The organism is Nostoc sp. ChiVER01, from assembly GCF_034531155.1.
GTDB lineage: Bacteria > Cyanobacteriota > Cyanobacteriia > Cyanobacteriales > Nostocaceae > Nostoc.
The window spans coordinates 1-26,144 of sequence record NZ_JAVRBS010000035.1 but is presented as its reverse complement, the minus strand read 5'-3'; the positions used below and the strand labels follow the sequence as shown (position 1 = coordinate 26,144).

The 26,144-nt window shown below is 42.2% G+C and carries 20 protein-coding genes, 1 pseudogene and 1 riboswitch; of the genes and pseudogenes, 5 read left to right on the top strand and 16 right to left on the bottom strand.

The annotated features are described in order from the left end of the window. Window positions 1-19: 19 nt before the first annotated feature. Together RMY00_RS31020 and RMY00_RS31015 are read right to left on the bottom strand one after the other, a co-directional pair. A complete protein-coding gene (locus RMY00_RS31020; protein WP_322651202.1) occupies window positions 20-442 on the bottom strand; it encodes a hypothetical protein in 423 nt (140 codons plus the stop codon). 109 nt (window positions 443-551) lie between these two features. After that, window positions 552-1,421: a zinc metalloprotease HtpX gene (locus RMY00_RS31015; protein ID WP_322651201.1), complete on the bottom strand. Its 870-nt coding sequence runs from the start codon at window positions 1,419-1,421 to the stop codon at window positions 552-554. Window positions 1,422-1,820: 399 nt separating this feature from the next. Continuing rightward, window positions 1,821-1,904, top strand: a riboswitch (Fluoride riboswitch). A gap of 94 nt (window positions 1,905-1,998) precedes the next feature. On the opposite strand from RMY00_RS31015, the gene RMY00_RS31010 reads away from it, so the two are divergent. Continuing rightward, on the top strand, window positions 1,999-3,357 hold the full coding sequence (locus RMY00_RS31010) for a voltage-gated chloride channel family protein (RefSeq protein WP_322651200.1): 1,359 nt from the start codon (window positions 1,999-2,001) through the stop codon (window positions 3,355-3,357). Window positions 3,358-3,448: 91 nt separating this feature from the next. On the opposite strand, the gene RMY00_RS31005 is transcribed toward RMY00_RS31010, so the two are convergent. The 5 genes from RMY00_RS31005 to RMY00_RS30985 all read right to left on the bottom strand — a co-directional run bounded on the left by RMY00_RS31005 (window position 3,449) and on the right by RMY00_RS30985 (window position 8,546). Next, the gene (locus tag RMY00_RS31005; protein ID WP_322651199.1) at window positions 3,449-3,676 is read right to left on the bottom strand and encodes a hypothetical protein; all 228 of its coding nucleotides are present in this window, start codon (window positions 3,674-3,676) and stop codon (window positions 3,449-3,451) included. Window positions 3,677-3,892: 216 nt separating this feature from the next. Beyond that, on the bottom strand, window positions 3,893-5,128 hold the full coding sequence (locus RMY00_RS31000; protein ID WP_322651198.1) for an LL-diaminopimelate aminotransferase: 1,236 nt from the start codon (window positions 5,126-5,128) through the stop codon (window positions 3,893-3,895). Between the two features lie 160 nt (window positions 5,129-5,288). Then, window positions 5,289-6,644: an NAD(P)/FAD-dependent oxidoreductase gene (locus RMY00_RS30995; RefSeq protein WP_322651197.1), complete on the bottom strand. Its 1,356-nt coding sequence runs from the start codon at window positions 6,642-6,644 to the stop codon at window positions 5,289-5,291. Window positions 6,645-6,878: 234 nt separating this feature from the next. Continuing rightward, a complete protein-coding gene (locus tag RMY00_RS30990; RefSeq protein ID WP_322651196.1) occupies window positions 6,879-7,805 on the bottom strand; it encodes a DUF4349 domain-containing protein in 927 nt (308 codons plus the stop codon). Between the two features lie 108 nt (window positions 7,806-7,913). Beyond that, a complete protein-coding gene (locus RMY00_RS30985) occupies window positions 7,914-8,546 on the bottom strand; it encodes a DUF1003 domain-containing protein (protein ID WP_322651195.1) in 633 nt (210 codons plus the stop codon). Window positions 8,547-8,879: 333 nt separating this feature from the next. On the opposite strand from RMY00_RS30985, the gene ilvC reads away from it, so the two are divergent. Both ilvC and RMY00_RS30975 read left to right on the top strand, forming a co-directional pair. Continuing rightward, window positions 8,880-9,875: a ketol-acid reductoisomerase gene (ilvC, locus tag RMY00_RS30980; protein WP_322651194.1), complete on the top strand. Its 996-nt coding sequence runs from the start codon at window positions 8,880-8,882 to the stop codon at window positions 9,873-9,875. Between the two features lie 118 nt (window positions 9,876-9,993). Next, a complete protein-coding gene (locus RMY00_RS30975; protein WP_322651193.1) occupies window positions 9,994-10,833 on the top strand; it encodes a sterol desaturase family protein in 840 nt (279 codons plus the stop codon). Between the two features lie 82 nt (window positions 10,834-10,915). Here the strand turns inward: RMY00_RS30975 and RMY00_RS30970 are convergent, their stop codons facing one another. The 4 genes from RMY00_RS30970 to RMY00_RS30955 all read right to left on the bottom strand — a co-directional run bounded on the left by RMY00_RS30970 (window position 10,916) and on the right by RMY00_RS30955 (window position 16,039). After that, window positions 10,916-11,410: a DUF427 domain-containing protein gene (locus RMY00_RS30970; protein ID WP_322651192.1), complete on the bottom strand. Its 495-nt coding sequence runs from the start codon at window positions 11,408-11,410 to the stop codon at window positions 10,916-10,918. Between the two features lie 2 nt (window positions 11,411-11,412). After that, window positions 11,413-12,774, bottom strand: a complete 1,362-nt coding sequence (gene ovoA, locus RMY00_RS30965) for a 5-histidylcysteine sulfoxide synthase (protein ID WP_322651191.1) — start codon at window positions 12,772-12,774, stop codon at window positions 11,413-11,415. Window positions 12,775-13,235: 461 nt separating this feature from the next. Beyond that, window positions 13,236-15,392: a polyribonucleotide nucleotidyltransferase gene (locus RMY00_RS30960; protein WP_322651190.1), complete on the bottom strand. Its 2,157-nt coding sequence runs from the start codon at window positions 15,390-15,392 to the stop codon at window positions 13,236-13,238. Between the two features lie 101 nt (window positions 15,393-15,493). Continuing rightward, entirely contained in the window at window positions 15,494-16,039 is a 546-nt protein-coding gene (locus RMY00_RS30955) for an N-acetyltransferase (protein WP_322651189.1), read from the bottom strand. A 131-nt stretch (window positions 16,040-16,170) separates the two neighbouring features. On the opposite strand from RMY00_RS30955, the gene RMY00_RS30950 reads away from it, so the two are divergent. Together RMY00_RS30950 and RMY00_RS30945 are read left to right on the top strand one after the other, a co-directional pair. After that, window positions 16,171-20,862, top strand: a complete 4,692-nt coding sequence (locus RMY00_RS30950) for an SNF2-related protein (protein WP_322651188.1) — start codon at window positions 16,171-16,173, stop codon at window positions 20,860-20,862. A gap of 96 nt (window positions 20,863-20,958) precedes the next feature. Further along, window positions 20,959-21,795 (top strand): SWIM zinc finger family protein, encoded by an 837-nt coding sequence (locus RMY00_RS30945; RefSeq protein WP_322651187.1) that lies wholly within the window; start codon window positions 20,959-20,961, stop codon window positions 21,793-21,795. Between the two features lie 261 nt (window positions 21,796-22,056). Here the strand turns inward: RMY00_RS30945 and RMY00_RS30940 are convergent, their stop codons facing one another. The 5 genes and pseudogenes from RMY00_RS30940 to RMY00_RS30920 all read right to left on the bottom strand — a co-directional run. Then, on the bottom strand, window positions 22,057-24,060 hold the full coding sequence (locus RMY00_RS30940) for a hypothetical protein (RefSeq protein WP_322651186.1): 2,004 nt from the start codon (window positions 24,058-24,060) through the stop codon (window positions 22,057-22,059). Window positions 24,061-24,172: 112 nt separating this feature from the next. Continuing rightward, window positions 24,173-24,349: a hypothetical protein gene (locus tag RMY00_RS30935; protein WP_322651185.1), complete on the bottom strand. Its 177-nt coding sequence runs from the start codon at window positions 24,347-24,349 to the stop codon at window positions 24,173-24,175. A 21-nt stretch (window positions 24,350-24,370) separates the two neighbouring features. Next, window positions 24,371-24,556, bottom strand: coding sequence for a PCP reductase family protein (locus tag RMY00_RS30930; protein WP_190731868.1), 186 nt, complete (start codon window positions 24,554-24,556; stop codon window positions 24,371-24,373). 130 nt (window positions 24,557-24,686) lie between these two features. Beyond that, entirely contained in the window at window positions 24,687-26,078 is a 1,392-nt protein-coding gene (gene psbC, locus RMY00_RS30925) for a photosystem II reaction center protein CP43 (protein WP_322651184.1), read from the bottom strand. Next, window positions 26,062-26,144 (bottom strand): annotated as a pseudogene (locus RMY00_RS30920) (photosystem II protein D2); the annotation flags it as partial. The pseudogene RMY00_RS30920 and the gene psbC, both read right to left, overlap by 17 nt.

Below are 26,144 nucleotides of genomic sequence, written 5' to 3'. Positions count from 1 at the left end.
CAGGGAGAGGTTCGTTGAACTAACGAGAGTAAGGGTGATTGAAGGTTTCCCAAGCAGCAATAGCTGCCTTTTGCAGGCGAAAGCTGAAGTCTACTAAGTCTTTCATCATTAAATGCCAGTTTCTCTCGGCTTCGTCTTGAATTATCGCCCAAGAGTCTTCTAAGCGATCGCGCTCCTTCACTTTCCTGCCTTCAATCAATTCTCGTGCTTGTCGCACAGCTTTCAAATAAGTTTCACGCGTAAGAGTACCTGCTGACTCCGCTTGGCTGCGTCTTTCTAGTGCCTCAATCAGCGCTTTGGTTTCGCGCTTGACTTCATCACTTTCGCCAGCCATTTCGGTTTCTACTAATTTGTCGGTTTCAGGACTAATTTTTACAATTACTATGGATTCAGTAGATTCAATTACTGGCGTTCCAAAGGATTCGATGTTGTTATAAGTCATAGTTTAAACATCCTTAAATTGCAAAGCTTACTCTCGGATGAAAACTGCACCCTGTACTGGTAGTCATAAGTCATTGTCAATTCATAAATGACTAATGACTAATGACTAATTAATAAACTGTTGTTGGCAATTGTTGCTCTAGCTTCAGTAATGCTGCAACTCGCTCCTCTGTAGCAGGGTGACTAGAGAACAAGTTACCCATAAACTGTCCAGAGATAGAATTGATAATTAATAACGGCTCATAAGCTGGATTGGCATTTAAAGGCATCTGCTTTGCCGAGGCTTCTAAACGTTGCAGTGCCCTAGCTAAGGCGCGGGGATTACCAGTTAATCTAGCTGAACCTGCATCAGCAGAAAATTCTCGTGTACGCGAAATTGCTAGCTGAATAATCGTTGCAGCCAATGGCGCAAGCATTACTGTTAATAAAACACCTAAAGGATTTGCACCTCTGTTGTCATCTCGTGAACCACTGCCAAACCATAAGCTATAACTAACCATTTGCGCTAAAAATGAGATCGCACCAGCAACGGTAGCAGCAACAGCTTGTGTGAGGGTGTCACGATTAATAATGTGGGTGAGTTCGTGGGCGATAACGCCTTCAAGTTCGTCCTCTGGCAATATATTCAAAATGCCTTCAGTGACAGCAACAGCAGCGTGTTCTGGATCGCGTCCTGTAGCAAAGGCGTTAGCACCTTGGCTTGGCACAATGTAAACTCTGGGCATGGGGATGTTAGCGCGATCGCTTAATCTTTGCACCATCCGATAAAGTCCTGGTGCTTCCCTTTCACTCACAGGCTGGGCTTGATATACTGCCAGGGCAATCTTATCTGATTGATACCAGGAAAACAGATTTGTTACTGCTGCTAAACCTATCCCTATTATCAAGCCACTAGTACCGCCAATTATCCAGTAACTAATTGCGATCAAAAGACCACTTAACGCAGCTAGCAAAACAGCCGTTTTCAATTGATTTGTCATATTTTCGCTCTCCTGCTAATGCTGTATTTTTTTCTCTGAAACAGCATTAATTAAGCTACATTTTGATTGTATTCAGCTAAACTTAGATATATGGTGCAGAAAACCTATCAGATAAGTACGGTTTTCCCACTTAAGTTTTATAAATACTAATTTAATTCTTTTTGATACTTGCTTTCTTAGGAAGAAGCTTTATCTTTACAGATACCAAAATACATCTATCTGTAGGAGTAAATTTTTTATCCAGGCAAATACCAGTTTGCTAGCTGGTAGGTTATGGCAAACACTGGGAGCAGAGGCGACAATTATCGCTGGGAGCTTGTTTGCGTTGGCAGTTGCATTATTGTTAGTTTCTCAAAGAAACAAAAATTGAAAAGCAAAAATGGTATCCTTGATTTAAATCAAATCAATGGCGATGGAGCTCGCCGAAACCGCCTTTTCAGTCTTAAAATTCATCACTGTAAGGCTGATGGCTCCTACTTTCTTCGCTGACTGCGGGAGAGTAGGGCTTGGCTAAATGCATACCTGACTCACCTGTAGAAAGTATCTGTCTACAAATCGCACCTCAAGGAGTCATGGAATGCTAGCCAGTGTATTGTGGATTTTACTCCGTAAATTTGAACCATTTATTGCATTACCCCACCTAGTTAAATGGTTGCCCATTTCCTTTGTGGTTGGCATTTTTGCTGGAACAGCTTCTGCGGCTCTTTTAGCATCATTAGAATGGGCAACTGATTGGCGAGAATCACATCGCTGGATTATCGCCTTGCTTCCCTTCGGTGGCTTTTTGAGTGGTTGGATTTATCATCAATTTGGTCGGACTGTAGAAGCTGGAAATAACCTTTTACTAGAAGAAATTCATAACCCTAAAAAGATTATTCCCTTTCGTATGGCTCCTCTAGTTTTACTAGGAACAGACCTTACGCATTTATTTGGTGGTTCAGCCGGTCGTGAAGGTACAGCATTACAAATGGGTGCTTCTTTGGCAGACCAGCTAACTAAAATATTGCATTTTCAAGGGGCTAATCGGCGAATTCTTTTAACAGCAGGTATCAGTGGAGGATTTGCTTCAGTTTTCGGTACTCCCTTAGCTGGAACTGTATTTGGTTTGGAAGTTTTAGCGATTGGTAAAATTCATTATGACGCTCTTTTTCCTTCTTTAATTGCTGCGATCGTTGGAAATCAAGTAACCTTACTATTGGGTTTACATCATACAGCATATCGACACGCTCCCTTTATACCGACGCTCACAATTTGGGGATTGATTTCTGCCATTATCGCAGGTACGATTTTTGGAATTGTCGCAAGATTCTTTGCTAAATTAACTCACCAAATTAGCCACTTCTTTAAAGCAAAAATATCTTATCCTCCACTGCGTCCTTTTATCGGCGGTGCAATGATAGCAGCAATTGTTGGGTTGAGTGGTACGACTAAATACATTGGGCTTGGTATACCTACTATTGTTGATTCTTTTTTCATTCAGCTACCTCCTTGGGATTTTGCAGCCAAATTAGGTTTAACTGCTTTAACTTTAGGAGCAGGTTTTAAAGGTGGGGAAGTGACACCTTTATTTTTTATTGGTGCGACTTTAGGTAATGCTTTATCGCTACTTTTAGCATTACCTGCACCACTTTTAGCAGGAATGGGATTTGTGGGTGTATTTGCGGGTGCAGCAAATACACCATTGGCATCTACCTTAATGGGAATTGAATTATTTGGTCTGGAATCGGGGCTATTTATTGGTATTGGCTGTATCGTGAGCTATTTATTTTCAGGCCATTCAGGAATTTACTCTGCACAACGTATTGGGTTGAGTAAATACTCTGCTGTATATTTAGAAGAAGGGGTAACTTTGGGTAATTATGGACGAGCAAAAGTTGAGCCAAAAATTGATTTACCTGATGATGGGGAAGAAAAAAGCGATTCTAGCACAATGTGAAGGCGATCGCAGATGTCAAAATTGTGGGTAAGTTAAGTCAAGGGTATACTGTACGATATTAGTATCCACAGCAGTACTGCGGTAGCAGTTACTAAATCATTGCTTCCAATTCTTCCAAAGCTTGAAAACTTCCTACTTGCCAACTACGTTCTACGGCAGCAGGGATAATCTGAGTAATAGTTATATCCTCAAAATTAGGACTGGTATTAGATTTTATGTATTTCCCATTTCTGAACAAATAAATAGAAAGGTTTCCACTGTCGTAAACCCATAATTCTGGGACTCCAATCGCTTCATAAGCATCAAGAGTAGTTTTCAAATTCTTCCCAGCTAACATCTGGAATAGTCACTGTGCTACCAGGTGCTAATTGCATCTGGCTGACAGGTTTGAAAACGGGGATAGCAGAAGTCATAACCAGAATACAAGTAAGCTGATTTTTAATAATTATCTGTCAGGTTGCGGTGGATAAAATAGCCCACCGTAACCTTTAGATTAATGAATTGAGTTTAACAAAAGCGGCTAAAAGCGATCGCTCTACACCTTAAACTTCTCCGTAATCCGTTTCATCGCCTCTTCAACATTCTCCCGGCTGTTAAAAGCCGAAATGCGGAAGTAACCTTCACCCGCAGCACCAAAGCCAGAACCAGGTGTCCCCACAACGTTGACAGTTTGCAGTAATTTATCAAAGAATTCCCAACTGGATAAACCATTAGGAGTTTTCACCCAAACGTAAGGCGCATTCACGCCACCATAGACTGATAATCCGGCGGCTGTGAGTTTCTCGCGGATAATTTTGGCGTTTTCTAGATAGAAATTCACCAATCCCTTAATTTGTGTCTGTCCTTCTTCAGAGTAAACAGCTTCTGCTCCCCGTTGGACGATGTAAGAAACACCATTAAACTTGGTAGACTGGCGGCGATTCCAGAGTTTCCATAGTTCGACATTGGAACCATCGGCGGCTTTTGCTGTGAGTGTCTTTGGTACTACGGTTAAGGCGCAACGAGTTCCTGTAAAACCTGCATTCTTGGAAAAAGACCGAAATTCGATCGCAACTTCTTTTGCACCTTCAATTTCATAAATTGAGTGGGGAAGCGACGAATCGGTAATGTAAGCTTCGTAGGCTGCATCAAAGAAAATAATCGAGTTATTAGCTTTGGCATATTCTACCCATGCTTTAAGATATTCTTTGGTAGCAGTTGCGCCAGTGGGGTTATTGGGAAAGCAGAGATAAATTAAATCGACTTTTTTTGAGGGAATTTCGGCGGTAAAGTTGTTATCAGCCGTAATTGGTAGATAAACTAAACCTTCAAATTCGCCTTTATCGTTGGCATCTCCCGTATTTCCCACCATAACGTTAGTGTCTACATATACGGGATAAACGGGGTCAGTAACGGCAATTGTGTTGTCATGTCCAAAGATTTCCAGAATATTGCCAGTGTCGCACTTGGAACCGTCGGAGATAAAGATTTCAGAAGCATCTATATCGGCTCCCCGTGCTTGGAAATCTTGAGTAGCTATTTTCTCGCGCAACCAAGCATAGCCTTGTTCTGGCCCGTAACCTTTGAAGGTATTGCGATCGCCCATTTCTTCCACAGCTTTAATCATAGCTGTGCGGCAAGCCTCCGGCAGAGGTTCGGTAACATCACCAATGCCCAGCCGGATGATCTTAGCATTACTGTTGGCTTCTGCAAAGGCATTCACCCGCCGAGCTATTTCTGGAAACAGATAACCCGCTTTCAGTTTCAGGTAGTTGTTGTTGATAGTTGCCATTATGTAAATATGAAAAACGCCCTAAAATAGCTTACTGCTAATTTATGAGGGCGGAGAGTGGGGAGATGAGGAAGTAGGGGAGGCAGGGGAGGCAGGGGGAGCAGGGGGAGCAGAAGAATTAACTTAAACCAATGCCCAATGCCCCATGCCCCATGCTCAATTAGACATTTACTGGCTGTTTATTATCGGCTGATGTGTAATTGCGATCGCTAATTACAATCTCGGTGAGCGATTCTTGTCCTGTAATTAATCTTGCTCCGCGATTACGGGTGAAATAGTTCCATGCCCACTGAATCATTACTACTAATTTGTTGTTAAATTCAATTAAGAAGTAGATGTGAATCAATAGCCAAAACAACCATGCAACAAAACCTTTCAGCTTCATAAAGCCCAAATCTACCACAGCAGAATTGTGCCCAATCATCGCTAAACTACCATAATCGGTATAAGCAAAGGCCGGTAAACTCTTACCTGCAAGCCGCTTCTGGACTAATGTTGCTACATATTCACCTTCTTGCTTGGCTACAGGTGCAACACCAGGTAGGGGTTTACCATTTTGATGAGAAAAATTTGCTAAGTCGCCAACTACAAAAATATTGGGATGTCCCTTAATACTCAAGTCAGGTTCGACGATAATCCGTCCAGCGCGATCGCACTCAGCACCTGTACGTTCTGCTAGCACTTTGCCCATTGCTGAAGCTTTTACACCTGCTGCCCATAATACTGTTTTTGAGGCAATTTCTTTAACTTCTTCGCCTTGTTTGAGGGTAACAATATCATTTTCAATATTCGTCACCAGTGTTTTTGTCTGCACAACCACCCCCAAGCGCGTCAGGGATGCTTCCGCTTCTTGTGATAACTCTGGTGCAAAAGGTGGCAGAATCCGATCCAGCCCTTCTAATAACAAAATCTTAGCTTCTGATGTGTCAATGTTGCGAAAATCTTCTTTGAGAGTTTGATTTGCTAATTCTGCGATCGCACCAGCTAACTCTACACCAGTAGGGCCACCACCAACAATTACAAAGGTTAACCAAGCACGGCGTTTTTCTGGATCGATTTCTTTTTCTGCGGCTTCAAACGCCGAGAAGATCCGGCGACGCATTTCTATAGCATCTTCTACAGTTTTCAAGCCAGGAGCGAATTCTTCCCAGTTGTCTTTACCAAAATAGGAATGCTTCGCACCTGTGGCGACAATTAACGTATCGTAAGCTATTGCTTCGTCGCCCACAGTCACTTGTTTTGCTTCTGGATCAATATTATTCACCTCTCCCAACAGCACTTTCGTATTCTTGCTCTTGCTAAGGACAGAACGCAACGGTGAGGAAATATCCGCAGGAGATAGCGCACCTGTGGCGACTTGGTATAAAAGGGGTTGAAATAGATGAAAGTTACGTTTATCAATCAGAGTAACGTTTACGGCTGCCTTGGCGAGTGTTTTTGCCGCATAAAGTCCACCAAAACCACCGCCAACAATAACTACTTTATGAGGTGGATTATTGTCAAGTGAATTTACCATAAGAAATATTATCGTGTATGCCGACTATTGTAACTATTCTTAACAAATTTGTATCAAAATTGTCATCACATATTTTGTATTGCTCTTTACATTTGATAAAAGATTAAAGTAGTCAAAACTACAAGACAAACAGAACTTTTCAATATGGAGGCGCAGATAATAAGAGCTGGGAATATTTGAATTGCTCTTTGCTTGTGTAAATTTATCAAGGGAAGATGTAAAATTTATGCAAACTTACTCAGAACTAGTTGATTCTGGTGCTTGTGTCAAACGTGGTGAATGAGTTCGCCGCCAACGGTTAAAGCCATAGACAAGGGCAGCAAAAATTAACAAATAGGGACTGTAAACAACTAACCAAATACCCAACTTGAGTAAGCCAATGGAAAATGAACTAAGGGAGTGAGTAGATTTATTCCAAGTCTCCTGAACTTGCAAACCGAAGGCAGGTTGTGAACTCGTGCTAGAAACTGCTGCTTGTAAATTCAGCGTAATAGTGGAATAAGCAACTTGATTTTGTAGGCTTTTGAGTTGGGCATTAATTTGTTCTATGGTTTCTCGGACATTACTCAGTTCTTGGGCAACACTAAGCACATCTCTAATAGAACCCGCCCGATCCATAATTTTTTGTAAATTGGCTTCAGTTTTTTGCAAATTGGTTAATCTAGCTTGGAAATCTACGAGGCGATCGCCCACATCTTCTGCCGTGATATTACGACTTTCAACAGTGCCCAATTTAGCTAGTTCTTCTAGGGTAGGTTCCAGCAGGTTCTCTGGTATCCGCAATTGGATTGTTGCTGTGTAACGTGGGTTATCGTTTTTGGGTTGTTGTTGGTTCAACCCGATCAAATCCCCTTGTTGTTTATTGATAATTTGCGAAACAGCATCAATAGTCTTCTCTACGGAGTTGACAGTCAAAGAGATTGCTGCCTTTTTGATGAGTTGGGGACGAGAACGCGCTATTGGTGCAGCTTCCATCTTTTGGGAAATACTGCTTTCACGAGCAGGTGCAGATGCTGGATTTGCCGCACCATCGGCTGCCATTGGAGGTAACTGCTTATTTGCTAACTGATTTGAAGAGGCGCAACTAGTAAAGATTAACCCTCCTAATAACGCACTCGCAAATAAAACAGATGGGCGCTGTAATTTAGTCGAAGCGTACATAATCTACCCCTAGATGGATGAAGTTAACCCCAGTATTACTGAAGTAAAACTCAAAGCCTCTATTGTTGCGATTTATGTAACAGGCATAAAATTTTGTCCAAAATCCAATTATTCTTCAATTGATGTTTTTTGCTGAGAGAAACTTGCTAACTCGGATGCTAAAGTCTCTTCTAATACATCTATAATTGCGTGCGGATCGGTAGGGGACTTCATCATTTCAGCCTCCGGATCAGAGCGATTTTTGACATTGGGAATATCCTGGCGTAATTCCTCAACCAAAGCGATGAGTTTAGCGATTTTTTGCTCAGAGAGCAGGTTAAGTTGAAGAATAAGCTGCGTCCGTTGCTCTGCTAACTTTTCTTGTCGCTCTTGTTTAACCAACACACCTGCTGTCACCAACAATGAACCCGCAGTCAGTGAAAATTGTAACCAAGGAAATGGAACAGGATCAAATCTTGGTATGCCCAAACGTCGTGGTAAGACATTGGGTGTTACCCACAGAATAATCCCAAGCAGGATGCTATACAGGAATGCGGGACGACCAAAAAAGTCAGTTACCGTTTCTACAACTCTTTGGTGTTGCGGTACGTCTTTTTCAGAACGTTTGTGCAATGCGATGATAGTCTCAATATTTTTACTAATAGATTCCGGTAATGGGGCAGTAGGCAAAAGGTTTTGACGATGTGTTTCGCACGATTTTTGCGGTGAATCTTTTGGATTTGGTTTATCTTGGGAGAGCATTGGTAGTCTGACTTGATGAATGATTACTTCAATTTACTAACTCAATTAAAACCGCAGTTCGACTGTTATATGCTTGATTAATCAATCGAGGTTGAACCCAAATTGAAAGTAACAACGTTATAGTGTCTACTGGAATCGTTACCGCAGCTAAGTTTCAAGGTGATATGATAACCAGGATCGTACTCTTGCTGCGCCGAATATCATCTAGGTTTTATAAGGTTTTGAGCAATATTGTGATAAATCCGGGGAACAGTTCATCTGTGGTTACTCAATTTGAGGTACAATCTTAAGCCTGCCAATAAATGACGATGCTTGCTGACAGGAGATGCTTCTATGGCCCGGATGTATTATGACGAAGATGCCAATTTAGACCTTTTGGCTGGAAAAACTATTGCTATCATCGGCTATGGTTCTCAAGGTCATGCCCACGCTCTCAATCTCAAAGATAGTGGTTTGAATGTGATTGTGGGACTATATCCGGGTAGTAAGTCAGTCGCAAAAGCCGAAGCAGCTGGGTTAACTGTGAAAAATGTTGCAGATGCTGCCAATGCTGCTGATTTCATCATGATTTTGTTACCTGATGAAGTCCAAAAAACGATTTACAAAAATGAAATTGAACCCAATCTCGAAGAAGGGAATGTATTAGCTTTTGCTCACGGATTTAATATTCACTTTGGGCAAGTTGTACCACCGGCTAACGTAGATGTAGTGATGGTAGCACCAAAAGGGCCGGGGCATCTAGTACGGCGGACTTATGAAGGTGGTGAAGGCGTACCTGCGCTGTTTGCAGTTTATCAAGATGCTAGTGGTCAGGCACGCGATCGCGCCATGTCTTACGCTAAAGGTATCGGTGGGACTCGCGCTGGTGTTCTCGAAACTACTTTCCGCGAAGAAACCGAAACAGATTTATTTGGCGAACAAGCCGTATTGTGCGGTGGTTTGAGTGCTTTAATTAAAGCCGGATTTGAAACTTTGGTAGAAGCTGGTTATCAACCAGAATTGGCTTATTTTGAATGTCTGCATGAAGTCAAGCTGATTGTTGACTTGGTTGTAGAAGGCGGTTTAGCTAAAATGCGCGACAGCATTTCTAACACTGCTGAATATGGTGATTATACTCGTGGGCCGCGGATTGTGACCGAACAAACCAAAGCCGAAATGCAGAAGATTCTCAGCGAAATTCAATCTGGGCAATTTGCACGAGAATTTGTTCTAGAAAATCAATCTGGTAAACCAGGATTTACCGCCTTGCGTCGCAAAGAAGCTGAACACAAAATTGAAGAAGTCGGCAAAGATTTACGCGCTATGTTTAGCTGGTTGAAAAAAGCTTAAGCAAAACAAAGACAATTATCCTTACAGCTATTTATCTGAAAATAGCTGTAACTTATACTAATTAACTGTGAGGTTGCATAGAACAAGAGGGTTAATGCCCTATTACAAGGACACAGGGATGAAAAAAATTTTTAATTTCTGTTTCGAGATTGAATTTTATCTAAAAATCGCTATTACTTGCACAATTGTTCAGCAAATATTTTATTGGCTATTGCACAATATAGAATTCAACTTTATAACTCAGGTGTTGTTATACTGGCTTGTTGGTTCTGTTTCATTTTATAGCATTGGTCTTTTCATCGAAAAGCTAATTAAAAAGAATGATAATTTGAGAGATAAATTGACTGCTAGGGTTAAGAAAATCAAAAAACAACCATTTCCTTCCTTTACTGCCAAAAGCATCATTACTGGGGAAATAAAAAGTTTCATAGCAGCTTTAATTATCCTTTATCTAGCGCCAGAGGTAAATAGAGGACATAGCTTGCTCTTAAACCTTGGATGGTTTTTGATGAGAATAATTGCTGCTGATTTCTGTTTTTACGTTTCCCATTCGCTACTTCATAGAAAATTATTGCAGAAAATACATCTTAAACATCATGAGTTTGCCAACTCATCAAGTTTTGTTGCTGGACATAAGAGTTTGACTGAATATATTATTGTTACTATTACAGACCTTTTGCCTATCTTTATATTTGGGTATGATATAACTCAACTATGTGCTTGGACTATTATAGGCAACGCTTACAACCTAGAAGGTCATAGTTCCTTATCAAGATTTTTTGTTCCATCTGATTTTCACGATCTTCACCACAGTTGTTTCAAGGGAAACTATGGGATTCAAGGATTTTGGGACAGGTTATTCAACACACTAAATCCTCCTACAAAGAAGCCAGGAATTATGTTCCCTGTAGCTTCTTTGGAGTATATCACCATGAAATCTTCTAGTAATTTGGATTAAGTAGCTTAAATTTGACACCTCTTAATTAGGCAAAATTGTCAAATTAATTCTGACGACTGACACCTTTATTCTGTTTGAGAAATTACCACCCCATTGTTCCAGGGCTACCTTTAAATGGCCCGACAATATCAGCAGTAATCCATCCCCCATAAAAATCGCCAGGTTGAGACATCACTAGCTCATCATTTACATAGCAAGCATCCATTAAACTAGGGTAAAAAGCATAGTATTCTTGAATCGTTACAAAATCAGGTGTGGGTTCAATATATCGCCAAGCAGCGTTATTTATATACTTTTCACCGATGCTGATATCATAATATTGACACTTGCCTTTCCATTCACACCAAGTTTTTTTAGGTGTTTCAATCAGATACTCTAGTTTAATGTCTTCAGAAGGAAGATAATAAACAGGAGGATGGCTAGTTTCTAAAACTCTTTTAGCTTTAGTTGTTTCTGCTAAAACAACACCATTACAAATTATCCGAATTGATTTGTTGCTATCTTCTAAACGAGCCGGACGAGGATAATCCCAAACTGATTCTTGACCTGGTTTTGGTACGATTGGATTTGGTCTCATTCTCAGTAATCTCCTTGCAAATCTTGAGCAATTCTAAAACCAGCGTGTTGGTAAAAGTAAGGACGAAACCAGTTGCGATAGGTTGGTAATGCCATTGAACCGTTAGTAGCCCAAGAACCGCCAAGCATCATCTGATGTTTATCATCAAAAAACGGTGCTGCTTGATCTTCGTAAAGCGGATGAGGTTGAAATCCTGGTAGGGCGTTGAATGTGTCCCCTAACCATTCCCAGACGTTTCCTCTAAGATCGTAAAGTCCAGAAGCACTATTAGCTGGTTTGAACATTCCCACTGGGCTAGGGGAAATGAATTGTAAGTTGAGATTATAGTTACTTGATAACTGGTTATCCTCAGAGATGAGTAGGGCTTGATTCCATTCGGCTTCAGTCATTAAGCGCATGTATGAGCCTTGAAAATGACAAAATGCGATCGCTTCGTAGTAATTGACTTCTACAGGCCAATCTAGGGGTAAGTCTATTTCGTCGAATGTGGCTCGATAGCGATAACCATCCTGGAAGGGTATCCAGAATTTGGGATGTTGGACGTTGTAGAGTTGCTTCCAATCCCAAGATTCAGCATTCCAGTAATCTGGATTATTGTAACCACCAGCTTGAACAAATTTCAGATATTCGCCGTTAGTGATGAGATATTGACTAGCTAAAAACGGTTTCACTTCAACAGTGCGATCGCCATATTCGCTATCCCAACCATAGGTAAGATCATCCTTGGGTTTTCCTAGTTTCACCACACCACCCGGAACCCGGCGCATTGTATTGTTAGGAATGTTACTCTTGCTAGGTGCGTAATTCCAGCCTTGGGGACGTTTTAAGCGATCAGTTGGCAATTGACGCACTAGCATTGAAGAGGTTTCAAAGTGAATTCGACTATGCTCTATTCCCATCAGCAAAGCCCAGAAAGGATGCTGTTGATGAATCGGGAGATCCAGGGGAGTCTTTTGAATAACTTTTGTAATTGCTTCTCGTGCCTTGTCTCGATATTGCCAAACTTTTTCGACATCAGGCCAGGTAATCCCTTGCATAGCTGCGTCGAGTTCTGTCGGTGTTTGGGGATCAACTCCAATTTCAAATAGGGTTTCGTATTGTGAATTAATTCCAGCTTTGATTAAACCAACGCGAATTAATTTGTTGATGAAAAAAACTGCTGAGTGACCAAGATAAAAAATTAGACGGTTTCTTAAAGGATCGGGGTTAAGATAAAAAGTTTCTTCCCCGACCAAACTTTTCATAAGTGTTTCTTCAAGTTCCCAAGAATTCTCAAAGTAATTGAGCAGGCTTTGTGAACTGCAATCATTGAGTGTGGGGACTTGTGTTGATGTCAGTTTATTTATCGTTGGAACTAAAGCCATGATATTTTTGACAGAACATTCATCAGACAAATTACATAAACTATAACTTGTTACAAAAAAGTTTTGTTAATTACGTTTTGTCTTGTGTCGTTATAATCAGACAATTTACTAAATTTGTAAATAGATAAAAGGTGTAGTTAAAATTACTTTAATTACGAATTGTCAAAATAATATAAATAATGTATAAACTTTAAAAAAGTATAGATCGAGGTTAAAACACTTATAGGAATCGTATTTGATTTTTGAAATTATCTACGTGGGCGGGGAGTGGTGAGTAGGGAATAGGGAATTAGGCTTTTCAATTTGTACAGAGCTTTTTCAAAAATCAAACATTAGTTTTATATTAACTGTCTTATTGCTATCAAGTTAAGATTGTAACTAATTAGAGAAGCATACGGCGATGCCTTCACAGTAGGCATCGCGGATTTTAGATTTTATCTAATCTAAAATCCCAAATCGAGTTACCGATTCACCGCCGCAGCTTCCCGTGCTGCTGCTGCTTGATCTGGGTGGATACCCAAGCGAGTGAGATTAATCCGACCTTTGTTATCAATTTCGCGCACTTTGATAATCACTTCATCGCCCACCGCTACTTCATCCTCAACTTTGCCAACGCGGTAGTCAGCTAGTTGTGAGATGTGGATCATCCCTTCTTTTCCAGGCAGAAATTCCACAAATGCACCTATCGGTATAATTCGAGTAATGCGTCCTGCGTAGACATCCCCTTCGTGTAACTTGCGGGTCATGCCTTGGATGATGTTTCTGGCTCTCTTCGCCTTGTTCTCATCTACAGCAGAAATTGTCACGGTGCCATCATCCTCGATGTCAATTTTCGCACCAGTTTCCTCTGTAATCCCCTTAATGGTCTTGCCTCCAGGCCCAATTACCAGACCAATCATGTCTGAATCAATCTTGATTGTTAACAGGCGTGGGGCATAAGGTGAAGTTTCAGTCCGTGGCGTGTCAATGCAGGCGAGCATTTTCTCTAAAATGTGCAACCGGGCTGCTTTAGCTTGGTGAACGGCTTGAGAAATAACCTCCAAAGACAAACCAGAGATTTTCATATCCATTTGCAGGGCGGTAATCCCGGTATCCGTCCCAGCAACTTTGAAGTCCATATCGCCCAAAAAGTCTTCAATGCCCTGAATATCGGTGAGGATTCGCACTTCGTCCCCATCCTTAATCAGACCCATTGCTGCACCACTGACGGGTTTAAGAATTGGTACACCAGCATCCATCAGAGATAGGGTGGAACCGCATACTGAACCCATTGAAGTGGAACCGTTAGAGGAAAGTACTTCCGATACGATGCGAATCACGTAGGGAAATTGTTCTTTTGACGGTAGCACAGGTAGTAGCGCTCGTTCTGCTAATGCGCCGTGACCAATTTCGCGCCTTCCTGGGGCCCGCATTGGCTTGGTTTCCCCAACTGAGAAAGGCGGGAAGTTGTAATGATGCAGGTAACGCTTGTGCTGATCTAGCTGCATGTCATCGTTAAGGTTTTGAGCATCTCCAGGTGTACCCAAAGTACAAGTGGATAATACCTGAGTGAGTTCCCGGTTAAATAAACCGCTCCCGTGGACTCGCTTTGGTAAGACATCAACTAAACAAGAAACACGACGCACTTCATCGAGTTTACGACCATCAACACGGACGTTATCTTCAATAATTTGCCGCCGCATGAAGTGTTTGGTAATATCTTTAAAAGTGTTACCAAGTGCCTTCTTATTTGCAGTTGCAGCAACTCGAATTGGGTCTTCTTCTGGCAGTTCGGTAATCGTCGCAGCAATTTCATCCTTGACGACATCTAAAGCTGCATCGCGTTCGGGTTTGGTGAAACTAAATTGAGCGAGGATTTTCTTAATCTCACCGCTAGCGCGATCGCGGATATAATTTTCTAGTGTCTGGTCTACTTCTGGTGGTGCTTCTTGCACTATTACCAAACCCAGTTCTGCAATTAAATCTTGCTGCGCTTTGATTAAGTCCCGCACTGCTTCATAACCAAAGTCAATCGCCTCGATAATATCTCGCTCTGGCAACTGATTGGCTCCCGCCTCCACCATGATTACGCCATCTGGTGAACCTGCTACTACCAGATCCAAGTCTCCAGCTTCAGTTTCTGCATAAGTGGGGTTAATAATGAAATCATCTCCCACTAAACCAACCCGCACTGCTGCCATTGGCCCATTAAAAGGAATTTGGGCAATCAGGGTAGCGATTGAAGCGCCTGTAACTGCTAACACATCGGGTGGAACTAACTCGTCCATTGACAGTGTTAAGGCAATAATTTGCAGGTCATCCCGTAGCCATGAGGGGAACAGGGGACGCATGGGACGGTCTATAAGACGGCTGGTGAGAATTGTTTTTTCTGGTGGACGACCTTCTCGGCGCATGATCCCGCCGGGAATCCTACCAGCAGCATATAGCCTTTCTTCGTAATCTACTGTAAGCGGAAGAAAATCAACGCCTTCTCTGGCTTGCGATCGCGTAGCCGTTACTAAAACGGATGTATCCCCTGATTCTATCAAAACCGACCCACCAGCCTGGGGAGCTAGTAGGCCTACTTTCAGTCGAATATCCCTTCCATCGAAGGATATTGACTTATCAACTTCTGCCATTCAGTTTTTTTCCCTTCTCTTTCGCTATTCTCTTTCTGTGGCAATCCTAACATTTATGCACTATGACTGACTTCTAGTACATACAAAGATAGATAAGTAGTTCAACCCAAAGCACGATACATCATCAGCGCGTCTACCATTTGTTCATCCCCTAGCTTCGCCGCACGCGGAATGCGCCCAATGATCTCAAATCCCAACGACTGCCAAAGTGTAATTGAAGGTATATTAGTTTCAAAGACCAAATTGAACATTACTGCTTTATAGCCCAGGTTTGCTGCTATTAAGAGCATCGCTTCTCCCATGAATCGCCCGATCCCCTGACCGCGTAACTCAGGTTGTACAATAAAACCAGCGTTGCAAATATGGCAACACCGACCGGGGAAGTTTGGTTTTAAATAAAACGCCCCCAATATTTCTTTTGGTTTGTATGTAGCATCCTCAACAGATGTCCTAACAACAAAGGCATCCTTACTCAACCAGTAAGCTGAAAATTCTGCCTGAGATAGAAGTTCCTTTTGGGGATAAGTTTTACCTTCAACAATTACAATATTGAGTAATGCTCTTACAACCTCCTGCTCTTGAGGATGCATATAATCTATTTCAACTATTATCCCGTTTTTTAAAACTTTAACTATGGGAAAAATCATTATTAATAATTTTGAGATTAAATAAATTAATTATATGTAATTTTTAGTTAAGAATCTTCTTTATAAAATGCAAAAATTAGAATAATTGCGGTTTTAATTCTTGAAATTTGGGAAACTTGAGTAGTTAGAAAATGGCGATTTTACACTGTAATTGGTTAATAAAAAATCAAAATGGTTGTTTATTTATTTGGGGAGAAACGTGGCGATCGCCACGAGTGAATTTCGAGTCTAATGGATCTGGAGATATACCACTACATCCATTGGCGATGACATCAGTTGAGTTGAATGAGTGGTTGCGATCGCAGAACATGGCGATTACCAACTTCATGCAGCAACCTCAAGTTGCAATGCCTGCGGCAAGCAAAGCCATAGCTACAACTGGGCGAACACGAAAAGCCACCACTACCACTGAGACCAGTTTACCAACGTATTCGCAAATTATTGCTTTACCAACTTATATTCCAGAAGGCAGTTACGAAGAAACAACAGCGATTTTCCCTGTACATTCTGCCAGTTTGGAACTAGACACAGACTCTCCGCAATATTTGCAACCGTGGCGAGTTGAAGGTTTTTGTCTCAACCCCAGCGAAGCAGTAAAATTTCTCGCGGCTGTTCCCTTAAATGCTGCTAAAGGAGAAGATGCTTTTTTAGGAGGAGATTTACGTTTTTGGTCGCAAGTTGCCCGATGGAGTTTAGATTTAATCTCACGGTGTAAGTTTTTACCAACAATTGACCGACAAGCAGATGGTGCATTTGCTGCTAAATGGCAAGTACTTCTAGACAGTGCTGTAGATGGAACCCGTCTAGAAAGATTTTCTGCAAATATGCCGTTGGTTTGTCGGACTTATCAGGAGGGAGTGGGGGATAAGGGGACAAGGGGACAAGGGGACAAGGAAAATAACTATGTCCAATGCCCAATGTATGTAGACTTTCCAGACGAAGCTCAAGAATTACTTTTGGGATTTCTTAACAGTACAATAGATGCCCAAGTGCGAGGGATGGTGGGTTCTCAGCCTCCAATGGAAGTTAAGGCGATCGCATCTTTACCAAGTGGGGTGCGACAGTGGTTACAAGCCTTAACTAGTGCATCTGATACAGCTAATGCAGAGGCAATTGAAGTGGAACGACTGGAAGCGGCATTAAAGGCTTGGACTATGCCGCTACAATACCAATTAACTCTTAAAACTCTATTTCGTACTTGTTTTCAACTGCGTTCTCCAGAGTCTGGCCAAACAGATTGGACATTAGCATATTTCTTGCAAGCGGCTGATGATCCTGAGTTTTTGGTGGATGCGGCAACTATTTGGAACAATCCAGTTGAACAATTGGTTTATGAAAACCGGACAATTGAGCAACCACAGGAAACATTTTTGCGAGGTTTGGGGGTAGCTTCTCGATTATATCCAGCGATCGCACCCAGTTTTGAAACCGAATATCCCCAGTTTTCTCGGATCACTCCCATGCAAGCTTATGAGTTTATCAAAGCTGTAGCTTGGAGGTTGGAAGACAGTGGTTTAGGAGTAATTTTGCCTCCCAGTTTAGCGAACCGTGAAGGATGGGCGAATCGTTTAGGTTTGAAAATTACTGCTGAAACTCCAAAGAAAAAACAGGGACGTTTAGGATTGCAAAGTTTGCTAAATTTCCAATGGCAATTGGCAATTGGTGGACAAACTATTTCTAAAGCTGAGTTCGATAAACTTGTGGCCTTAAATAGTCCGCTAGTAGAAATTAACGGCGAGTGGGTGGAATTGCGCCCCCAAGATATTAAGACAGCCCAAACCTTTTTTACCACTCGCAAAGATCAAATGGCACTTTCCTTAGAGGATGCCTTACGTTTCAGTACAGGGGATACCCAGGTAATTGAAAAATTACCAGTAGTTAGCTTTGAGGCATCTGGGGCATTGCAAGAGTTAATTGGGGCGTTAAACAATAATCAAGCGATCGCACCTTTGCCGACACCAGCAGCCTTTAAAGGACAGTTGCGACCTTATCAAGAACGTGGCGCTGCTTGGCTCTCCTTCTTAGAACGTTGGGGTTTGGGTGCATGTCTAGCAGACGACATGGGACTCGGTAAATGCGTAGCAAATGATACTTTAGTAAATGTAAATGGACTGTTACGCACAGCAGAGACAATCTGGACAACTCACGCTGAAGAAACAGAGTTTGACGGCGAAGGATTTTGGGCTAACCCTACAGAGCAATTACTAGTTAATTCTATAGATGAAAAAACTGGCAAAATTGTCCAGGCTAATGTCAGACGGTTGTATCGGCAGCAAGTCCGCGAGAAATTACGAAAAATTACCTTAGAAGACGGTAGTAATATCACTATCACTCATCGTCATAAGCTGCTGACAAGTAAAGGTTGGACAAATAACTTACAGGTGGGTGATTACATTTGTGTCCCAGGTAAAACGCTCTGGAATGGAAAACCACAAGACCCTGATTTAGTCAAGTTTCTTGCTTGGCAGATTGCTGAAGGACATGAACTACCCGATGTGGGAAGAGTCACAATATCCCAAAAAGATACCAAAGTATTAGAGGATCTACTCCAGACTTGCCAACGCATTCAAAAGCGCTATAACCTCAAAATTAACAGCCCTAATATCTCTACCTTCCCTAATAGAGTTTCTGCTCTTCGAGTTAACAGCCAAGGCTATCGGCGATTCTTAGAAGCTAAAGGTTATGTTTGGGGTAAACTATCGGCAGAAAAATCTATTCCGCCCTTCATTATGCAGGCCAACTTGGATAGTGTGCGGATATTTTTACAAAACTATTTTGATGCTGAATCTGCTGTTGTTTTGAGTATGGGGAGTATTGAAATTGCTACTGCTTCAGCTTTACTAATTCAGCAACTTTCTGCACTACTGCGTCGCTTCGGCATTTGGTTGCGAATATCGCCCAAACTGAAGTGTGCCACTAATGGAACTCGTACTTTACGCACCTACTATATTGGTGTAATTGGAGGAAATTCTGCCCGCAGATTTTTGCAAGAAATTGGTTTTAATAACTCAAAAAAACAGAGCAAGTTAGAACGAATTTGTCAACTGTTCAGTAACACAAATATTGAAGGAATTCCTGCTTCTGATATGGTTGCCCAAACAGTCATAGCAACGGGACTTCCGTTGCGTCATTTTGGGATGCACAACACTGTTTACATTAATGGTTCACAGCAATTTTCTAGAGATAGTTTACAGCGAGTAATAGCTGGGATGAACCGCATTATTAGTGGAGAAGCCCAAGAACAGTATCAGCTACTAAAACCTTCCAAGTGGACAACTCAAACCCTGACAGCATATAGCAACCTAGATGTAGAACAGTTGAGCTTAACAAGACAGTCTTTGCAATGTCTTCTCGATCAAGAAGTATTTTATTGCCGGATAGAATCAATAGAAGAGATAGAGTATGATGGATGGGTTTATGACTTTGAAGTTAGCGAACATCATAATTTTGTTGCTAACAATATTATTTGCCATAACACTGTCCAATTCATTGCTTTTTTGCTGCACTTGAAAGAACAGGATGCACTAGAAAATCCAACACTGCTAGTTTGTCCAACTTCTGTTTTAGGCAACTGGGAAAGGGAAGTCAATAAATTTGCACCAAGCCTGAAAATTTTGCAATATCACGGTGACAAACGTCCAAAAGGAAAAGCGTTTTTAGAAGCAGTGAAAAAGCACGATTTAATTATTACTAGCTACTCACTTCTTCATCGAGATATCAAGTCATTGCAAAGTGTCTCCTGGCAGATAATTGTTTTAGACGAAGCTCAGAATGTGAAAAATCCAGAGGCGAAGCAATCAAAAGCAGTTCGGGAATTAGAAGCGACATTTCGTATTGCATTGACGGGGACACCAGTAGAAAATAGACTGCAAGAACTCTGGTCTATTTTGGATTTTCTCAATCCAGGATATTTAGGCAATAAGCAATTTTTCCAGCGTCGGTTTGCCATGCCAATTGAAAAATATGGTGATACCGCTTCTTTGACTCAGTTACGTTCATTAGTACAACCATTTATACTGCGGCGATTGAAAAGCGATCGCGACATCATTCAAGACTTACCAGATAAGCAAGAAATGACCGTATTTTGCGGTTTAACTGGTGAACAAGCTGCTCTTTATCAACAAATTGTAGAACAATCTTTAGTCGAGATTGAATCTGCTGAAGGATTGCAACGTCGGGGGATGATTTTAGCTTTGTTAATTAAACTCAAACAAATCTGCAATCACCCAGCCCAATATTTGAAAGAAGCGACATTAGAGCAACATAATTCAGCCAAACTTCTGCGGCTAGAAGAAATGTTAGAAGAAGTTTTAGCAGAAAGCGACAGAGCTTTAATTTTCACACAATTTGCTGAATGGGGTAAGTTACTTAAACCCTATTTAGAAAAACACCTTGGGCGAGAAATATTCTTTTTATATGGCAGCACCAGCAAAAAACAACGTGAGGAAATGATCGACCGTTTCCAACACGATCCTCAAGGGCCACCGATTATGATTCTTTCTCTGAAAGCGGGTGGTGTAGGACTGAATTTAACACGAGCAAATCATGTATTCCACTTTGATAGATGGTGGAACCCAGCCGTGGAAAATCAAGCAACAGATAGAGTATTTCGGATTGGTCAAACCCGGAATGTGCAAGTACATAAATTTGTCTGCACAGGCACTTTAGAAGAAAAAATTCATGACATGATTGAAAGTAAGAAACAACTAGCTGAACAAGTTGTAGGTGCTGGTGAAGAATGGTTGACAGAACTGGATACAGACCAACTTCGTAACTTACTAATACTTGATCGCAGTGCAGTAATTGACGATGATGCAGAATAAGTTCGTAGTAAAGACTTTAGTTTTTGATTTGAGCGTTAAAGCGCTCACTACGAACTCGCACTGATATAGCAGACTACTAAGTTTTTAAATTGACTTATGACTAATTACACATTACAAGCAAGTCGAGAATGGTGGTCACAACAATGGTTAGATTTACTAGATTCCTATCGCTTTAAAAAGCGTTTAGAACGTGCGAGAAATTATGCTCGTCAAGGAAATGTTTTGAGCATCGAATTTAAAGGTGCAAAAGTATTAGCTAGAGTGCAAGGTAGTGAAGTAGAACCTTATAAAGTTTCCCTTTCCCTTGAGCCATTTAGCGATGAACAATGGGGTTATGTAATTGAAAGCATGTCCCAAAAAGCAATTTTTGCTGCCAAATTATTAGCAGGAGAAATGCCACAAAATATAGAAGAAGTATTTACAGCAAATGGTCTTTCGATATTTCCATTTACCCTTGGTGATGTTCAGAGTAAATGCTCTTGTCCTGATAAAGCAAATCCCTGTAAACATATTGGTGCGCTGTACTATCAGTTAGGCGATCGCTTCAGTGAAGACCCCTTTGTACTATTTCAATTGCGCGGACGCACCAAAGAGCAAATTATCAGCGATTTACGTCAATTACGTAGTGCCAAGATTCAGCCCAATACCACAGAAACGCCCGATATTCAACAGTCAATTCCTAATAATAAATACTCAGTAAAAATTGACTCTTTCTGGCAATACAATGAGCCGCTAGAGTCATCATTAGTAGTGATTGCGCCGTCCACAAATGAGATGGTACTAGATGTATTAGGAGCAATACCCCTAGCGAAGGAAGAGGAAAATACAGTAAATTCAACTTCGAGTGATGTGGTAATGAAGTATTTGAATACAGTTTACAGAGATGTGAGCCAGAAGGCTTTTTTAGCAGCAATGAATGTGGGAGCAAGTTGATATTAATTTGGAATTCGTAATTATTCTTCGTAAGAGGTTGTTTGAAAAGTATTTACCTGTGACTTTAGACACTTTTAGATTCCTCCTGACCCACGCCAGTCGCTCATGGGGGAAACCCCCAAGATGGCAGTGGCTCCCCTTAAAAAGGGGGGAACTGGAATCAAAATCTCCCTTTTTAAGGGAGATTTTGAGGGATCTAAAACTTTTGATACCGACAAGAGAACTTTTCAAACATCCTCTAAGATTGTTGTAATTTTAGTTTCAGACCAAAGTGCTGTAGGACAAAGAGCCATCTGCAAAGATAAAATTCTCAAAGCCTGTTGTGGACAATGTAATAACATCTCTATTGTTATTGAAGCTGATGTTAGCTGGGTTTAGGGTATTGCCCGAAATTACACCAGAAAAAGTGAGTTCAGAGCGATTGAAAGCACTCAGGTCTAAGGTATCAAAACCTTTTCCACCATCCACAGTCCCAGTACCAAACCCTTTGAAGTAGTCATTTCCAGTGCCTAGATCAATGTTGATACCGCCACCAATAGTAACTTTTTGTTGAACTCCATTGACGGTACTCGTGGATGTAATTTTATCATTGCCATCACCAGTCTTGATTGTTCCTTTTCCATAAATGCCGTATGCAGTACCACCAATTGTTGCTGTAGCCTGTCCGGTAAGGATGTCACAACCATTCCCAGTATCAATTACTCCGTCGTTGAAAATACCGTATGCAGTGGCATTTGTGCCTGATATTTTGCCAGTACCACCTTTGCCCCCCTGACCAGTGCCGGTGATAGTGTCATTCCCATCCCCTGCATTCAGGTTGCCACTGTTACTAATACCTGTTCCAGTGCCACCATTACCGCCATTAACGTTATTACCGCCATTACTACCACCATTACCGCCCTGACCAGTGCCAGTTATAGTGTCATTGCCATCCCCTGCATTTAGATTGCCACTGTTATTAATACCTGTTCCATTACTACCATTACCGCCGTTCTCACCCTGATAAACGCTATTACTACCATTACCGCCCTGAGCAGTGCCAGTTATAGTGTCATCGCCATCGCCAGTCCGGATCGTTCCTTTTCCAAAAATGCCTATGGCAGTACCACTACCACTGCTATAGTCAGTATCACTAATTGTTGTGCTAGCAAGTCCCGTAAGGATATCACAACCATTCCCCGTATCAATTACTCCGTCGTTGGAGATACCTATGACGATTAGGTTGGAAACTAAACCGTTGCCAGAACCAGTAATTGTGTCGTTGCCCTGGCCTGTGGTGATGGTAGCACCTTTCATGTTCTGGATGCCAGTTTCATCAATGTTGTCGTCAGAGAAGTCGCCAGTACCAGTGCCAGTGCCTACGATCGCGTCTTCTCCGTCTCCGGTATCCAGTTGCCCAGTGTTGCTGATGCCAGTTCCAGTACCTCCATCGCCATACCTATCGTCACCAGTACCAGTGCCAGTGCCAGTGATCGTGTCATTTCCTGAGCCTGTATTGAGACTGCCATTATTGCTGATGCCAATCCCTACACCGCCTTCGCCGGGTCCAATTCCAGTGCCGGGAATGCCCCCTATACCGATGCCAGCGATCGCGTCATTTCCGTCTCCGGTATCCAGTTGCCCAGTATTGCTGATGCCAGTCCCAAATCCACCGCCGCCGGCATAGCGATTGTCAGAACCAGTGCCGCCAGTACCAGTGCCAGTGATCGTGTCATTTCCGCTCCCAGTATTTAGACTGCCACTGTTACTGATGCCAGTTCCAAATCCACCATCGCCGCCAAAGGGGAATTGACCGCCGCCGTTTTCGCCCTTGCCGCCAGTGCCATTGCCGCTGATTGTGTCATTGCCGAACCCAGTATTAAGGATGCCAATGTTGAGGATGCCTGTCCCTGCACCGCCATCGCCGCCACCAGTGCCATCCCCAGCTCCTCCATTGCCGCTAGAAAACTCGTCCGCACCCTTGCCTCCACTACCCCCAATACCCTTGCCGATGATAGCGTCGTCGCACGACCCAACATTCAGATTGCCATTATTGCTGATGCCGATACCAGCACCGCCTTCGCTGCCGTTGTTATCAATAGCACCATCACGGCCTTTACCGCCAGTACCGTTGCCTTTAATGGTGTCCTTTCCTGAGCCTGTATCAATGAAACCTCCAGTTAAAATATCAATCCCAATTGCTGGAAATTTATTTAAATCTTCCCCTACTATTGTGTCGGAACCAGCACTGCCTGTGAAATTAGGTGGAACTGTCAGTCTAGACATAATTAAAATTTCCTAAATTTAGATTAGTATGGTAAGTTTGCTAATTTAGATTGTCGCTTGGCTCTGCCTTTTGACGGCGATGACTACCTTTTTTCAACTCACCTTTAATCTATTATCTCTTTGTAATGTAATCTTTATGTTCAGCTAAAGGTCTGATAATTTTCAAAGTAGTGCGATCGCAAGCTAACTTTGCTGCCCGATGTCTCAAGTCTTTTAAAAAATTTTCAAAGTGTTCCAAGCTAATATCGTAAAGCATTACTCGGTCTGCTCGATTTTTGGCGATTGTCATTGTTGCAAACTCCACAATGTTTTATTGTCCAAACTCAAGCCTAGCCTGTTCTACCAAATCTGCTGTCACAATCTCTTGTCCTGCTTCACGAGCTAGCTGTTCAATTCTCGCTTTAGCTTGAGAACGGACAAAAAAGGGAATATTTTGTAACTTTTCTTTAGCTTCAGATGTCCATCGCAAAGCATCAATAAAATTGGAATCACTCATAGTATTAATTACCTTGGTAAGTCGCTCACTTTAATCAAGAGATAACTAATTTTCCTATAAAAAAAGCTCTTGCTTTTATGCAAGAGCCTCTAAAGTATTTAGTTATCAGTGATGAAATAAACTTTACAACCTAATCTAGGTCGTCCATAAACATCACTGGCTCAGTCTCACGGTTAATTCCTTTCTCAAAACCACCAGCCGCAGCCCGTGCGCGACCAGCGTGCCACAAGTGACCAACTAGGAAGAAGAATCCTAGTACGAAGTGAGAAGTCGCCAACCAAGCGCGAGGAGATACGTAGTTGAAAGAGTTAATTTCGGTAGCCACACCACCCACAGAGTTCAGAGAACCCAGAGGAGCATGGGTCATATATTCAGCAGCACGACGAGCTTGCCAAGGCTGAATATCATTCTTGATTTTTTCCAAATCAAGACCATTGGGGCCACGTAGAGGCTCCAACCAAGGGCCACGGAAATCCCAGAAGCGCATGGTTTCACCACCGAAGATGATTTCGCCAGTTGGAGAGCGCATCAAGTATTTACCCAGACCTGTGGGGCCTTGGGCAGAACCGACGTTAGCACCCAAGCGTTGGTCACGAATCAAGAAGGTCAAAGCCTGAGCTTGAGAAGCTTCTGGACCAGTAGGGCCAAAGAATTCGCTTGGATAAACGGTGTTGTTGAACCAAACAAAGATTGAGGCAATGAAGCCCATCAACGACAGAGCGCCCAAACTGTAGGAGAGGTAAGCCTCACCAGACCAGATGGATGCACGACGTGACCAAGCAAAAGGCTTGGTAAGAATGTGGAAAATACCGCCGGCAATACAGATAAAGGCAACCCAGATGTGACCACCGACCACATCTTCTAAGTTATTGACGCTAACAATCCAGCCTTCGCCACCGAAGGGAGACTTGAGTACATAACCGAAGATAACTGCTGGGTTCAATGTCGGATTGGTAATAATCCGAACGTCACCACCGCCTGGTGCCCAGGTGTCATACAAACCACCAAAGAACATTGCCTTTAGTACCAACAGCAGCGCACCGCATCCCAAAATAATCAGGTGGAATCCGATGATGTTGGTCATCTTGTTCTTGTCTTTCCAGTCGTAACCAAAGAAAGAAGAGTATTCTTCTAAGGTTTCTGGTCCACGAACGGCATGATAGATACCGCCAAAGCCAAGGACAGCTGAGGAAATTAGGTGGAGTACACCAACAACAAAGTAGGGGAAGGTGTCGATAACTTCACCACCAGCACCAACGCCCCAACCTTGGGTAGCGAGGTGAGGTAACAGAATCAAGCCCTGCTCGTACATGGGCTTTTCGGGAACAAAGTGAGCGACTTCAAACAAAGTCATCGCTCCAGCCCAGAATACAATCAAGCCAGCGTGGGCAACGTGAGCACCCAGTAGTTTGCCAGATAGATTGATTAAACGCGCGTTACCAGACCACCAGGCAAAGCCGGTGGATTCTTGGTCGCGTCCAGTGCCGCCTAATATGTTTGGTCTATTAGAGAGCGTTACCACGTGGTAATACCTCCTCAGGGAATACAAATTGTTCGTGGGGTTGATCTTGAGGAGCCATCCAAGCGC